9 protein-coding genes and 1 pseudogene are annotated in these 13,698 nt (G+C 55.4%); 6 read left to right on the top strand and 4 right to left on the bottom strand.

Going from position 1 to position 13,698, the window contains the following annotated elements:
* The first annotated feature begins 7 nt into the window (after positions 1 to 7).
* The 3 genes and pseudogenes from CJP72_RS03760 (at position 8) to wzz(fepE) (ending at position 5,496) form a co-directional block, all read left to right on the top strand.
* Entirely contained in the window at positions 8 to 226 is a 219-nt protein-coding gene (locus tag CJP72_RS03760; RefSeq protein WP_162379564.1) for an MbtH family protein, read from the top strand.
* The gene (gene entF, locus CJP72_RS03765; protein WP_162379565.1) at positions 223 to 4,107 is read left to right on the top strand and encodes an enterobactin non-ribosomal peptide synthetase EntF; all 3,885 of its coding nucleotides are present in this window, start codon (positions 223 to 225) and stop codon (positions 4,105 to 4,107) included. The genes CJP72_RS03760 and entF overlap by 4 nt, the downstream gene beginning before the upstream one ends.
* 251 nt (positions 4,108 to 4,358) lie before the next feature.
* A pseudogene (gene wzz(fepE), locus CJP72_RS03770) lies at positions 4,359 to 5,496 on the top strand (LPS O-antigen length regulator Wzz(fepE)).
* A gap of 53 nt (positions 5,497 to 5,549) precedes the next feature.
* Here wzz(fepE) and fepC read toward each other — a convergent pair.
* The 3 genes from fepC to fepD are packed head-to-tail and all read right to left on the bottom strand — an operon-like array spanning position 5,550 to position 8,346.
* A complete protein-coding gene (gene fepC / locus CJP72_RS03775; RefSeq protein WP_162379567.1) occupies positions 5,550 to 6,350 on the bottom strand; it encodes an iron-enterobactin ABC transporter ATP-binding protein in 801 nt (266 codons plus the stop codon).
* Positions 6,347 to 7,339 (bottom strand): iron-enterobactin ABC transporter permease, encoded by a 993-nt coding sequence (fepG, locus tag CJP72_RS03780; protein WP_162379568.1) that lies wholly within the window; start codon positions 7,337 to 7,339, stop codon positions 6,347 to 6,349. Before fepG ends, fepC begins: the two co-directional genes overlap by 4 nt.
* Positions 7,336 to 8,346 carry a Fe(3+)-siderophore ABC transporter permease gene (fepD, locus tag CJP72_RS03785; protein WP_162379569.1) on the bottom strand — a complete coding sequence of 337 codons (1,011 nt, stop codon included), beginning with the start codon at positions 8,344 to 8,346 and terminating at the stop codon, positions 7,336 to 7,338. The genes fepG and fepD overlap by 4 nt, the downstream gene beginning before the upstream one ends.
* 110 nt (positions 8,347 to 8,456) lie before the next feature.
* On the opposite strand from fepD, the gene entS reads away from it, so the two are divergent.
* Positions 8,457 to 9,692, top strand: a complete 1,236-nt coding sequence (gene entS / locus CJP72_RS03790) for an enterobactin transporter EntS (protein ID WP_162379570.1) — start codon at positions 8,457 to 8,459, stop codon at positions 9,690 to 9,692.
* Between the two features lie 72 nt (positions 9,693 to 9,764).
* Here entS and fepB read toward each other — a convergent pair whose 3' ends face one another.
* Positions 9,765 to 10,685 carry a Fe2+-enterobactin ABC transporter substrate-binding protein gene (gene fepB / locus CJP72_RS03795; RefSeq protein ID WP_162379599.1) on the bottom strand — a complete coding sequence of 307 codons (921 nt, stop codon included), beginning with the start codon at positions 10,683 to 10,685 and terminating at the stop codon, positions 9,765 to 9,767.
* Positions 10,686 to 10,898: 213 nt separating this feature from the next.
* Here fepB and entC point away from each other — a divergent pair, with 213 nt between their 5' ends.
* Together entC and entE are read left to right on the top strand one after the other, a co-directional pair.
* Positions 10,899 to 12,074: an isochorismate synthase EntC gene (gene entC, locus CJP72_RS03800; RefSeq protein ID WP_162379571.1), complete on the top strand. Its 1,176-nt coding sequence runs from the start codon at positions 10,899 to 10,901 to the stop codon at positions 12,072 to 12,074.
* A gap of 9 nt (positions 12,075 to 12,083) precedes the next feature.
* Positions 12,084 to 13,694: a (2,3-dihydroxybenzoyl)adenylate synthase EntE gene (gene entE, locus CJP72_RS03805; RefSeq protein ID WP_162379572.1), complete on the top strand. Its 1,611-nt coding sequence runs from the start codon at positions 12,084 to 12,086 to the stop codon at positions 13,692 to 13,694.
* Positions 13,695 to 13,698: the final 4 nt, after the last annotated feature.

Genomic DNA, 13,698 nt, shown 5'->3' on the forward strand with positions numbered 1-13,698 from the left:
GTTGAGTATGGAATTCAGTAATCCCTTCGATGATCCGCAGGGACAGTTTTACATTCTGCAAAATGCGCAGCGCCAGTGTAGTCTCTGGCCTCAGCAGTGTTCATTGCCTGCGGGCTGGCAGGTGGTGTGCGAGCCGCAATCACAAGAAGCCTGTCAACACTGGCTGGCAGCTCACTGGACGACATTGACGCCCGCCCATTATGCCAATGTGCAGGAGGCACAATGACCCAACGTTTGCCTTTGGTCGCCGCGCAACCGGGGATCTGGATGGCGGAAAAACTCTCTTCTCTGCCTTCTGCATGGAGTGTGGCGCATTATGTGGAATTACGCGGCGAGCTGGATGCGCCTTTACTGGCGAAAGCGGCGGCGGCGGGAATGCAACAGGCGGACACGCTGCGTTTGCGGTTTACGGAAGATAACGGAGAGGTCTGGCAATGGGTTGATCCGAGTTTACCCATTGCCGAACCGAAGATAATTGATTTGCGAGGTGAATCTGCACCCGTCGCCGACGCGCTGGCGTTGATGCACGCCGATCTCGGGCAAGATCTGCGGGCCGACGGTGGAAAACCGCTTGCGTTGCACCTGTTGATTCAGGTGGCTGACACGCGCTGGTACTGGTATCAGCGTTATCATCATTTACTGGTGGATGGCTTTAGTTTCCCGGCTATTACGCGACAAATCGCCGCTATTTACCGCGCATGGCAACGTGGAGAACCGACGCCGGACTCTCCGTTTACCCCCTTTGCCGAGGTTGTGGACGAGTATCAGCACTACCGTGACAGCGAAGCCTGGCAACGTGATAGGGCATTTTGGTCGCAACAGCGCGCCCAGTTACCGCCTCCAGCATCGCTGTCTTCTGCTCCTCTGTCTGGCGGCGGCGCCAGTGCGGATGTGTTGCGCATGAAGCTGAACGCGCCTGAAGGTATGTTCCGCCAACTGTCCAGCCGTATGCCCCATGTGCAGCGCGCCGATCTCGCGCTGGCGCTGGTGTCGCTATGGTTGGGGCGCTTATGTGGACGCCCTGATTACACCGCCGGTTTTATCTTTATGCGCCGGATGGGGTCGGTCGCGTTGACCGCGACAGGCCCGGTGCTGAATGTGCTGCCGCTGGGCGTGAGCATCAGGGCGGCAGAAACGCTTGCGGAACTGGCGACGCGTCTTGCCGGACAACTGAAGAAAATGCGCCGCCATCAACGCTATGACGCTGAACAGATTGTACGCGACAGTGGGCGCGCAGCGGGGGGCGAACCGTTATTCGGCCCCGTTCTGAACGTGAAAGTATTTGACTATCAACTGGATATCCCTGGCGTTCAGGCTATCACTCACACGCTGGCGACGGGGCCGGTTAACGATCTGGAACTGGCGCTATTTCCTGATGAAGAAGGCGGCCTGAGTATTGAAATCCTCGCCAATAAACAGCGCTATGAGGAAGCCACCCTGGTTCAGCATGCCTCGCGTTTAATGGCGCTGATCAACCAGTTTGCGGCAAATCCGTCGCTGCGCTGTGGTGATGCCGACATGCTGTTGCCTGCCGAGTATGAACAACTCGCGAAGGTGAATGCGACGGCGGTGGATATTCCGTCGACCACGCTCAGTGCGCTGGTGGCTCAGCAGGCGAGTAAAACGCCGGATGCCCCTGCGCTGGTGGATGCGCATTATCAGTTCAGTTATCGCGAAATGCGTGAGCAGGTGGTGGCGCTCGCCAATGTACTGCGTGAACGTGGGGTGACGCCTGGGGATAGCGTGGCGGTGGCGTTGCCACGATCGGTGTTCCTGACATTAGCGTTGCATGGCATTGTCGAAGCTGGCGCCGCCTGGCTCCCGCTGGATACGGGATATCCTGACGATCGACTGCGAATGATGCTGGAAGACGCACAGCCAAAACTGTTGATTACGACCGATGAGCAATGGGCGCGCTTTAGCGGTATGCCTGGCCTGGAAACCCTGTGCTACAGCGAACCACTTGTGGCTGGCGACACCGCATCGTTAGCGCTGTCTCTTCCGCACCATACGGCGTATATCATCTTCACCTCGGGTTCGACGGGAAGACCGAAAGGGGTGATGGTCGGGCAAACGGCTATCGTGAACCGTTTGCTGTGGATGCAGGATCACTATCCGCTGACGACAGAGGATGTGGTGGCGCAAAAAACGCCCTGCAGTTTTGACGTTTCGGTGTGGGAGTTTTTCTGGCCGTTTATCGCCGGCGCCAGGCTGGTGATGGCGGAGCCGCAAGCGCATCGCGATCCGCTGGCGATGCAGCGTTTCTTTGCACATTACGGTGTGACCACCACCCATTTTGTACCGTCAATGCTGGCAGCGTTTGTCGCCTCGCTGACACCTGAAACCGCCCGCTCAAGTTGTGCATCGTTACAGCATGTTTTTTGCAGTGGTGAGGCGCTGCCCAGCGACCTGTGCCGCGAGTGGCAACAGTTGACCGGCGCGCCGCTGCACAATTTGTATGGGCCAACGGAAGCGGCCGTGGATGTCAGTTGGTATCCGGCCTGTGGCGATGAACTTGCGGTAGTGACCGGAAGTAGTGTGCCGATCGGTTATCCCGTCTGGAATACCGGTCTGCGGATCCTTGATACCATGATGCGCCCGGTCCCGCCGGGAACGGCGGGGGATTTGTATTTGACGGGTATCCAGCTGGCGCAAGGTTATCTGGGAAGAGCCGATTTGACGGCAAGTCGTTTTATCGCCGATCCATTTTCACCTGGTGAACGGATGTATCGTACAGGCGACGTGGCGCGCTGGCTTACCTCTGGCGCAGTCGAGTATCTGGGGCGCAGTGACGATCAGCTTAAGATCCGGGGTCAGCGTATTGAACTGGGGGAAATCGACCGCGTGATGCAAATGCTGCCGGATGTCGAGCATGCCGTCGCCCATGCCTGCGTGTTCAATCAGGCGGCGGCGACGGGCGGTGATGTCCGACAACTTGTGGGATATCTGGTATCGCGTTCCGGTCTACCACTGGACGTCACCGCGTTACAAGAACAGTTACGTGAAAAACTCCCGCAGCATATGGTTCCGGTTGTACTGCTTCAACTGGCGGAACTGCCGTTGAGTGCCAACGGAAAACTGGAGCGGAAAGCATTGCCGATGCCGCAGGTGACACAACGTACGCAAGGGCGTGCACCGCTTCCCGGAACGGAAACGACGATCGCTAACGCCTTTACCCAGATGTTAGGTTGCGAGGTCAACGACGTGGAGGCCGATTTCTTCGCGCTGGGGGGGCACTCACTGTTGGCAATGAAACTGGCCGCGCAGTTGAGTCAAAAATTTGCCCGCCAGGTTACGCCGGGTCAGATTATGGTGGCGTCCACCGTCGCACAACTGAGTGCGCTGCTGGATACCGTTGACGACGAGCATTCCCGGCAACTGGGATTTGAAACGTTGTTACCGCTGCGCAAAAGCGATGGGCCAACGCTATTTTGTTTCCATCCGGCTTCTGGTTTTGCCTGGCAGTTTAGCGTTCTGGCGCGCTACCTCGCACCACAGTGGTCAATCATGGGGATTCAGTCACCACGACCCCATGGTCCGATGCAGACGGCGGCGAGTCTTGACGAGGTCTGTGAACATCATTTGGCGACGCTGCTGAAACAGCAAGCGCATGGCCCGTACTATTTACTGGGGTATTCTCTGGGAGGGACGTTGGCGCAGGCAATTGCTGCGCGTTTATGCGCCCGGGGTGAACATGTCGCGTTCCTCGGTCTGCTGGATACCTGGCCGCCAGAAACGCAAAACTGGCAGGAGAAAGAGGCCAACGGATTAGATCCGCAAGTGTTGGCTGAAATCGAGCGCGAGCGCGAAGCGTTTTTGTCCGCTCAGCGTGGGCAGACCAGCGAGGCATTATTCACGGCCATAGGGGGCAATTATGCGGATGCGGTCCGCTTACTCACCACGGCGCGCAGCGTACCGTTTGATGGCCGGGCCACCCTCTTTGTGGCACAACGGACGCTACCAGAAGGCGTGAGTCCTGAGCGGAGTTGGGCACCGTGGATAGCCGAATTGGATATCTACCGTCAGGACTGCGCACATGTTGATATTATTTCGCCGTCCGCATTTGAGAATATTGGGCCAATAATTTGTGATCTGCTTTCCAAATAACGGCCATTTTCTGGGCGCTTTCAGATAATATTTGATGCAAACCCATAATAAGAGGTAATCATTATGGGTTTTTATTTTTATTGACCGTACCTTTAACAAAAAAGAAACATAACTAAATGAGTAGTAATATTTCTAATGGAGTGTTTCATTAAGATAATTATACAAAGTTTGTTTAGGATAAATCTGAGTTGATGTTAGAATCTTGTCAAAGAAGGATTCTTTCATCAGGTTTTGTACTCAGGTTATACAGCATGTCACCACTTAATGTTAAACAAGAAAAAGATTCAGAATTTACTTGCATGGCAAGGTACGCCAGCGACCAGTAATGAAATCGATTTATTAAGACTGATTGATGTTTTGTGGCGTGCGAAAAAACAAATTGTCAGTGTTGTTGTGGCTTTTGCATGTATCGGGTTACTGATCTCATTTCTCCTGCCGCAAAAGTGGACCAGCGAGGCGATAGTCACCCCGCCTGAACCTATTCAGTGGCAGGGGCTTGAGAAAACCCTGACGAAACTGCGAGTGCTGGATTTAGATGTGAGCGTCGATCGTGGCGGCGTATTCAACCTTTTTATCAAGAAGTTTCAATCCCCTTCATTACTCGAAGACTATCTCCGGTCATCACCTTACGTTATGGATCAACTGAAAGATGCCAGGATTGATGAGCTGGATTTGCACCGGGCAATCGTCGCGCTGAGTGAAAAAATGAAAGCAGTCGACAGTAATGTGGGTAAGAAAAATGAAACGTCGTTATATACGTCGTGGACCTTGAGTTTTACCGCACCAACGAAAGAAGAAGCGCAGACGGTGCTTGCAGGATATATCCAGTTTATTTCCGATCTCGTCGTGAAAGAGTCTATTGAGAATATTCGTCACTCGCTGGAAATCAGAACCAGTTTTGAAAAAGAGCGACTGGCGATGGATCGGGTAAGGCTCAAAAACCAACTTGAGGCCAATATTCAGCGACTCAATTATTCACTGGAGATCGCCAATGCGGCCGGGATCAAAAAGCCGGTCTACAGTAACGGTCAGGCAGTAAAAGATGACCCTGATTTCTCTATTTCACTGGGTGCTGACGGTATTGCACGTAAGCTGCAAATCGAAAAATCTGTGACGGACATTGATGAAATTAACGCGGAATTACGTAATCGCCAGTACCACCTTGAGCAACTGATTGCGATGAACGTCAAGGATGTCCAATTCGTTCCCTTTAAATACCAACTAACACCTTCAATGCCGGTGAAGAAAGACGGTCCTGGCAAGTCTATTATCGTTATTCTGGCGGCGTTAATGGGTGGCATGGTGGCGTGCGGTGGGGTATTACTGCGCCATGCTTTGATATCCCGAAAAATGGAAGAATCCCTCTCAATGGAAGAGCGGTTGACCTGATGGTCTGCCGGAGGGGGAAGCCCTCCGGCCATCACGATGAGGGCGTTTGGAGACTAGTTTTTGGAACGCCCTAGCGGGACGACTAACGGCGTTCCAGCGATCGGGTCTTCAATGATCATGCAACGCAGCCCATAGATTTCTTCAATCAATTCTGACGTCACAATCGCCTTCGGCGCGCCTTGCGCCACTATGTTGCCTTCACGCAGCGCAATCAGATGCGTGGCATACCGACAGGCCTGATTCAAATCATGCAGGACAGCGGCGAGGGTATAACCTTTCTCACGATTCAGCTCACTCAGCAGCTCCAGCAGATCAATCTGGTGGCTGATATCCAGCCATGTCGTGGGTTCATCAAGTAGCATGATCGACGTCTCTTGCGCCAGCACCATGGCTATCCAGGCACGCTGGCGCTGCCCACCGGAAAGCGTGTCCACGCTTTGTGTCGCCAGGTTTGTGACTCCCGTGGCGCGCATGGCACGCACGACCGCCTCTTCGTCTTCTTTACGCCAGCGGGTAAACAGGGGTTGGTGCGGATAGCGGCCACGCGCGACCAACTCCTGTACGGTGATGTCGCCGGGCGTGGTGGCATTTTGCGCTAACAAACCAATACGACGGGCCACTTCTTTACTGGCGTAGTGCTGAATATGTTCGCCATCCAACCAGACGTGTCCTTTGGCGGGGGACATCAGTCGACTCAACGTACGCAGCAGCGTCGATTTTCCGCACCCATTCGGGCCGATAATGGCGGTGAAATGGCCGTCGGGAATCGAGACATTCAGATTTTCTGCCACGGTATATTTGCCGTATCCCAGCGTTAACTGGTCGCCACGCAAACGGGCTACTGATTCGGTCATTTTTTGCGGGACTCCTGAATTAACAAAACGATAAGGTAAATACCGCCAAGACTTACGGTAACAACGCCCACCGGTAGCTGATAAGGCATAAACAGTTGTTGAGCAACCTGATCGGCGAGCAGCAGTAATAATGCGCCGCACAGGGCTGACTGGGTTAATCCCCAGCGAGCGGTGCCGCTGAGGCGACGCGCAATATGTGGCGCGACCAGCGCGATAAAGGAGATAGGACCTGCAAGAGCCGTCGCGGCGGCGGTCAGAACCACCGCCACCAGCATCATCAGCAAGCGGGATCGCTCCACGCTAACGCCGAGCGCGCAGGCGCTGTCATCTCCCATCTCCAGCAGACGCATACGCCGCACCAGAAGCGCTGCGCAAACCAGCATGGCGAGGATCAGCGGGGCAGAGGGCCAGGTTTTCGCCCAGGTCAGGCCGTTGAGCGAACCTGCATTCCATAAACCGGCGGTAAGCGCCGTCTCTAAGGACGCTTCCAGAAGCAGCCAGGTATTAAATGCCACCAGCATCGCGCGTACGCCGATGCCGATAATAATCAGCCTGAAGGTCTCAATACCGTTACGCCAGGCGAGCGCCCAGACCACCAGTGAGGTGAGTATCCCCCCCAACATTGCGGCCAGCGCAATCGCTGTCAGATGTTGACCAAACAGCATCATCGCGACCAGCACGCCGCTCCAGGCGCCGGTGTTGAACCCCATCACATCCGGGCTTCCCAGCGGGTTACGCATTAACGATTGAAAAATTGCGCCGCTGACGCCAAGCGCTGCGCCAATAAGCAGTGCCATCAGTACGCGGGGTAAACGCCATTCGGTGACGACCAACGTGATACTGCGCGGAGCGTCGCCCAACAACGCAGCGATGACTTGTGGAGTATCCAGTATGACGGCACCGCTGCGCAGGCTCCATAAACTGATGCATACCGCGCCGAACACCAGCCACAGACAGCACAAGATCAGTCGGCGTGAAACGTATTTCATATGCCGGCGCCTCCGCGTTGTCTGCGTCGGACAAGGAAAATGAGTACCGGCGCGCCAATAAACGCGCTGACGACCGAAACGCGTAATTCGCCAGGAACAATCACACGACCAATGATATCGGCAAACAGCAACAGGGCGGGGGTTGCCAGCAGTGTGACGGGCAAAGACCAGCGGTGATCCGCCCCCACCAGCCAGCGTGCCATGTGCGGCATCATCAGACCAATAAACGCGATAGGGCCGACCATCGCTGTTGCGCTCCCGCATAACACGGTAATCACCAGCAAACCGATAATCTGAGTACGCGCCACTCTGTTGCCGAGCGCCGTGGCGGTATCACTGCCCAGACTCAGGCTATTGAGCGACCGGCTCAGGCATAACGCGACGATGCCTGCTATCAGTACCGGCACCAGCACCACCTTCAACGTGTGTAAACTGCGGATATCCAACGAGCCCGCTTGCCAGAAGCGGAGTTGGTCATACACCTCCGGGTTGAGTAGAGCAATGCCACTGGAAAGTCCTTCCAGCACTGCGCTGAGCGCAACGCCTGCCAGCGTCAGCCGTACAGGACTTAATTGACCGCCCCCCTGACTGCCGGTAAATGCCACAATCAGCGACGCCGCAAGGGCGCCGGCAAATGCCATGAAGAGCTGTTCCTGTGCGGAGGAATAGCCGAAAAGTGCGGCACCCAGAACAATGGCAAAACTTGCTCCGGCATTAACGCCAAGAATGCCCGGATCGGCAAGTGGGTTGCGGGAAAGCGTTTGCATTAAGGCACCGGCAAGACCCAGCGCGCCACCGGCCAGTAATCCGGCTAACGTACGCGGCAGTCGCGCATCCAGCACGATAATACAGTCAGGGCTTTGACAGTGACCGGACAGTGCATCCAGAACGACAGAGGCAGGCAGTGATTTTGCGCCGATCGCCAGACTTAATGCGGCAGCGAGAACAAGTAATAACAACAATCCGGGGACGGCAATCGCGCGCGTCACGGAAACAGAGCATGACATATCAACTTCCCTGATAATGATAGTAATTATCGTTATCGATCTTATTTGGTTATGTTAGCATGTGCAGCCTCTGAATGGATATTTAAAAAAGCTCGTATTAAGGCGTTGTAATGAATCGACAATCCTGGCTGTTGAATCTCAGCCTGTTGAAGACGCACCCGGCATTCCGTGCTGTTTTCCTTGCCCGTTTTATCTCCATCGTTTCGCTGGGTCTGCTCGGCGTGGCGGTTCCGGTACAGATCCAAATGATGACCCACTCAACGTGGCAGGTCGGTTTATCGGTGACGCTGACCGGCAGCGCAATGTTTGTCGGTCTGATGGTGGGCGGCGTATTGGCCGATCGCTATGAGCGCAAAAAAGTGATCCTGCTGGCGCGCGGTACCTGTGGGATAGGTTTCATCGGCCTGTGTCTGAACGCGCTGCTGCCGGAACCGTCGCTATTGGCGATTTATTTGCTTGGTTTATGGGATGGTTTTTTTGCTTCGCTGGGGGTCACCGCGCTGTTGGCGGCAACGCCCGCGCTGGTTGGCCGCGAAAATCTGATGCAGGCGGGGGCGATTACGATGCTGACGGTTCGTCTGGGATCGGTTATCTCTCCTCTGCTTGGCGGGCTGCTATTAGCCTCGGGGGGCGTGGCCTGGAACTATGGTTTGGCGGCTGCAGGCACTTTTATAACATTGCTGCCGTTATTGCGACTGCCTCTGTTGCCTCCGCCGCCTCAGCCGCGTGAACATCCGCTTAAATCGCTGCTGGCGGCGTTCCGCTTTTTGTTTGCCAGTCCGCTTATTGGCGGTATTGCGTTACTCGGCGGCTTGCTGACGATGGCAAGTGCGGTGCGGGTACTTTATCCGGCGTTGGCGCTGAACTGGCAAATGTCTGCGGCGCAAATTGGTTTTCTCTATGCCGCCATTCCCCTTGGCGCTGCGGTAGGCGCGCTGACCAGTGGACAACTGGCTCGCAGCGTTCGTCCCGGTTTGATTATGTTGGCCTCCACGGTAGGTTCCTTCCTGGCGATTGGCTTGTTTGGCCTGATGCCTGTCTGGGCGCTGGGCGTTATCTGCCTCGCGCTGTTTGGCTGGCTCAGTGCCATCAGTTCGTTACTGCAATACACGATGCTACAAACGCAAACGCCGGAATCAATGCTCGGCAGGATCAACGGCCTGTGGACGGCGCAAAACGTCACTGGGGATGCTATCGGCGCGGCGCTGTTAGGCGGTATGGGGGCGATGATGACACCGGTTGCCACGGCAAGCGTAAGCGGCTTCGGATTGGTGATTGTGGGTTTATTACTGCTGCTGTTGCTGAGCGAGTTGCGGCGTTTTCGCCAGCAGCCAGCAAGCGCCTGATGGCGCTTCGCTTATCAGGCCTACGGGATAGGTAGGCCTGATAAGGCATTCGCCGCCATCCGGCAAAATAAATTAAAACAGTGCGGCAAGTCGGTTCAACAGTAATGTCGCACTGTAGTAGTCCAGGCGGAACGTTTCGGTACCCAGCGCGTAAACACGTTTGCTTTGCACCGCAGGCAGGTGCGCCAGCAACGGGTTGGCGTAAATGGCATTGGCGTCGTTGCTGTCGCCAGCAAACAGGAACAGTGCCTCGCCGTTCAGACCGGCTGCCAGATTTTCACCACCAAGCTGGACGATGTCGTGGCGTTTACCCTGGCTGGTGCTGGTCTGCATGTTTGTTGGCAGCGCCGCCAGCGTGAAGCCGAGTTGCTCCATCATCTTGCCCTGCGCAGATTCAGGCGTCCATAAATTAGCGGTGTGCGCGGCGGCGGTGTACACCAGTGCGCTGACAGGCTGTGGCGGCAGTTTAATCTGCTGTTTTACCACCGCCATCTGCTTATCAAATTCAGCGATGCGTTCCGCTGCCTGTTTTTCCTGCCCTGTGATCTCGCCGAGCTGCGTCAGCAATGACTGCCAGCTTTTATCGTCATAGTTGATGATGAGCGTTGGTGCGATAGAAGAGAGCTGATCGTAAAGCGCCAGCGCAGAGTCACCGCCGGTGGCGCTTATCAGAATGAGGTCAGGCATCTGTGCGGCCACCGCTTCAGCACTGGGTTCGCCGATGTACAGACGGTTTAGCTTACGGGCTTTCGCGACGTCGCTCCATTGGCGCAGGAATCCCTGAGCGTCACCGACGCGATTGTTGGGCGTGGTGGCTCCGCTGGCAATCACCGGGGCATCAATAGCCAGCAGCGAGCCGGTCAGTGTGACGCTGGTAGAGACAATACGCTCGGGTTTGTGCTCCAGCGTGTGTGTTCCGCGACTGTCTGTTACCTGACGCGGCCAGTCAGCAGCGTGGGCTGAGGATAATCCGAAAACGAATAGCCCAATCATCAGGCCAGGCAGAAAAGGTAATCTCACAAATCAGTTCCTGTTATTAGTGAAGTTAATGCTTCTCATTTTCATTGTTGGTGGAGAGAGATGCAAGTCAAAGTCGCACAATGTGTTAGCGCAAGAGTTGACATACCGTCTGTTTGCTTTTAGGTTAGCGACCGAAAATACAAATGATAATCATTATTAAAGTCTTTATTGTTTTTGGAGGATGATATGGATACGTCACTGGCCGAGGATGTACAGCAGAAAATGGCAACGCTTGCCCCCGAACATTTTTTCTTTATGTCGCCGTATCGCAGTTTTACGACGTCCGGATGCTTCGCCCGCTTTGATGAACCTGCTGTGGATGGGGATTCCCCAAACAGCCCGTTTCAACAAAAACTACACGCGCTGTTTGCCAGGGCCAAATCGCAGGGGATTAAAAACCCGGTGATGGTAGGCGCGATTCCCTTTGATACACGCCAGCCTTCGTCGCTGTTTATACCGGAGTCCTGGCAGACGTTTTCTCGCCCGGCAAAGCAACAATCATCACGCTATTTCACTGAATATCCGTCGTTGAACGTCGTTGCGCGTAAAACGATTCCTGAGCAGGATGATTTTGAGGAGATGGTGGCGAAAGCGGCAGCGCTGACGGCAACGCCGGAAGTCGACAAAGTGGTGTTGTCGCGTCTGATTGATATCACCACCGACGACACTATCGATAGTGGAGCCTTGCTGGAACGCCTGGTGGCGCAAAATCCTGGTAGTTACAACTTCCATGTGCCACTGGAAGACGGTGGCGTGTTGTTGGGCGCCAGTCCGGAATTGTTACTGCGTAAAGAGGGCGATCATTTCAGTTCTCTGCCGTTGGCCGGATCGGCTCGCCGTCAGCCCGACGATGTGCTGGACAGAGAGGCGGGGAATCGATTGCTGGCGTCTGAAAAAGACCGGCATGAACACGACCTGGTCACTCAGGCGATGAAAAGGGTGCTGCGCGATCGCAGCCGTGAATTACAGCTTCCCTCCTCCCCACAACTGATCACCACCCCTACGCTGTGGCATCTTGGCACACCGTTTGAGGGCAAAGCGAACGCACAAGAGAACGCCCTGACGCTGGCGTGTCTGTTGCACCCGACCCCGGCGTTGAGCGGTTTCCCGCATCAGGTCGCGAAAAAGTGGATCGCGGAACTTGAACCGTTTGACCGTGAATTGTTTGGCGGCATCGTCGGCTGGTGTGATGACGAAGGTAACGGCGAATGGGTTGTGACGATCCGCTGTGCGACGTTACGCCAGAATCAGGTGCGCTTTTTTGCTGGCGCGGGAATTGTGCCTGCCTCTTCCCCGATCGCAGAGTGGCGTGAAACGGGCGCAAAACTGTCCACCATGTTGAATGTTTTCGGACTGCATTAAGGAGCGATGATGAGCATTCCGTTTACCCGGTGGCCAGATGAATTTGCCCGTCGCTACCGTGAAAAAGGCTACTGGCAGGATCTGCCCTTAACAGACATTCTGACCCGACATGCGCAGAGCGATAAAACGGCGGTGATTGAGGGCGAGCGTCACCTGAGCTACCGCCAACTCCATCAAGCTTCGGAGAATCTGGCCTGTCGTCTGCGTCGTCAGGGGATTCACGCGGGCGAAACGGCGCTGGTACAACTGGGCAATGTGGCCGAGTTATACATCACCTTTTTTGCCCTGTTGAAGATAGGCGTGGCCCCGGTTCTGGCGCTATTTAGCCATCAACGAACCGAACTTAATGCGTACGCAAAGCAAATCGAACCGGCGTTGCTGATTGCCGATCGCCAGCATGCGTTGTTCGGCGAAGACGATTTCCTGAATACGTTTATTGCCGAACACACGTCTGTTCGCGTTGTGCAATTGCTTAATGACGAGGGCGAACACAATCTGCGTACGGCGATGACTCAGCCCGCCGTAGATTTTATTGCGACGCCGTCGCCGGCCGATGAAGTAGCGTACTTTCAGCTTTCCGGCGGCACAACCGGTACGCCGAAGCTGATCCCGCGAACCCATAACGACTATTACTACAGCGTGCGCCGTAGTAACGAAATCTGCCATTTCAGCGAAGAGACACGTTACTTGTGCGCAATTCCGGCGGCACATAACTATGCCATGAGTTCTCCGGGCTCGCTGGGCGTGTTCCTCGCGGGGGGAACGGTGGTGCTGGCCGCCGATCCGAGCGCCACGCTGTGCTTCCCGCTCATTGAAAAACATCAGATCAATTCAACGGCGCTGGTGCCTCCGGCCGTCAGCCTGTGGCTTCAGGCCATTGGCGAGTGGGGGAGCAACGCGCAACTGGCGTCGCTAAAACTGCTGCAAGTGGGGGGCGCGCGGCTTTCTGCCACGCTGGCTGCGCGCATTCCGGCCGAAATTGGCTGCCAGTTGCAACAGGTGTTTGGGATGGCCGAAGGCCTGGTGAACTACACCCGTCTGGACGACAGCCCGCAGCGCATTATCCATACCCAAGGGCGCCCAATGTGTCCGGATGATGAAGTCTGGGTGGCGGATGCCGAGGGTAAACCGTTGCCACAAGGGGAAACCGGCCGCCTGATGACGCGTGGGCCGTACACCTTTCGCGGGTATTTCAAAAGCCCTGAACATAACGCTAACGCATTCGATGCCGACGGTTTTTACTGCTCAGGCGATCTTATCTCGATCGACGAAGCCGGATACATCACGGTGCAGGGGCGGGAAAAAGATCAGATCAACCGTGGTGGAGAGAAGATCGCCGCCGAAGAGATCGAAAACCTGTTATTGCGTCACCCTCTCGTGATCCACGCGGCGTTGGTCAGCATGGACGATGAACTGATGGGGGAGAAAAGCTGCGCGTATCTGGTGGTGAAATCGCCGCTGCGCGCGGTACAGGTACGACGTTTCCTGCGTGAACAGGGGGTTGCGGAATTCAAATTACCGGACCGTGTGGAATGTGTTGAGGCTCTGCCTCTGACCCCGGTCGGTAAAGTCGATAAAAAACAATTACGTCAGTGGCTGGCGTCACGGGCATCTGCCTGAAGGA

The sequence above is a fragment of the Citrobacter sp. NCU1 genome (genome assembly GCF_010231475.1).
GTDB lineage: Bacteria > Pseudomonadota > Gammaproteobacteria > Enterobacterales > Enterobacteriaceae > Citrobacter_D.

Coding starts and splice junctions, on each gene's coding strand:
- CJP72_RS03760 (WP_162379564.1), top strand. CDS start 8: ATGGAATTCAGTAATCCCTTCGATGATCCGCAGGGACAGTTTTACATT.
- entF (WP_162379565.1), top strand. CDS start 223: ATGACCCAACGTTTGCCTTTGGTCGCCGCGCAACCGGGGATCTGGATG.
- fepC (WP_162379567.1), bottom strand. CDS start 6,350: ATGACCGAATCAGTAGCCCGTTTGCGTGGCGACCAGTTAACGCTGGGA.
- fepG (WP_162379568.1), bottom strand. CDS start 7,339: ATGAAATACGTTTCACGCCGACTGATCTTGTGCTGTCTGTGGCTGGTG.
- fepD (WP_162379569.1), bottom strand. CDS start 8,346: ATGTCATGCTCTGTTTCCGTGACGCGCGCGATTGCCGTCCCCGGATTG.
- entS (WP_162379570.1), top strand. CDS start 8,457: ATGAATCGACAATCCTGGCTGTTGAATCTCAGCCTGTTGAAGACGCAC.
- fepB (WP_162379599.1), bottom strand. CDS start 10,685: ATGATTGGGCTATTCGTTTTCGGATTATCCTCAGCCCACGCTGCTGAC.
- entC (WP_162379571.1), top strand. CDS start 10,899: ATGGATACGTCACTGGCCGAGGATGTACAGCAGAAAATGGCAACGCTT.
- entE (WP_162379572.1), top strand. CDS start 12,084: ATGAGCATTCCGTTTACCCGGTGGCCAGATGAATTTGCCCGTCGCTAC.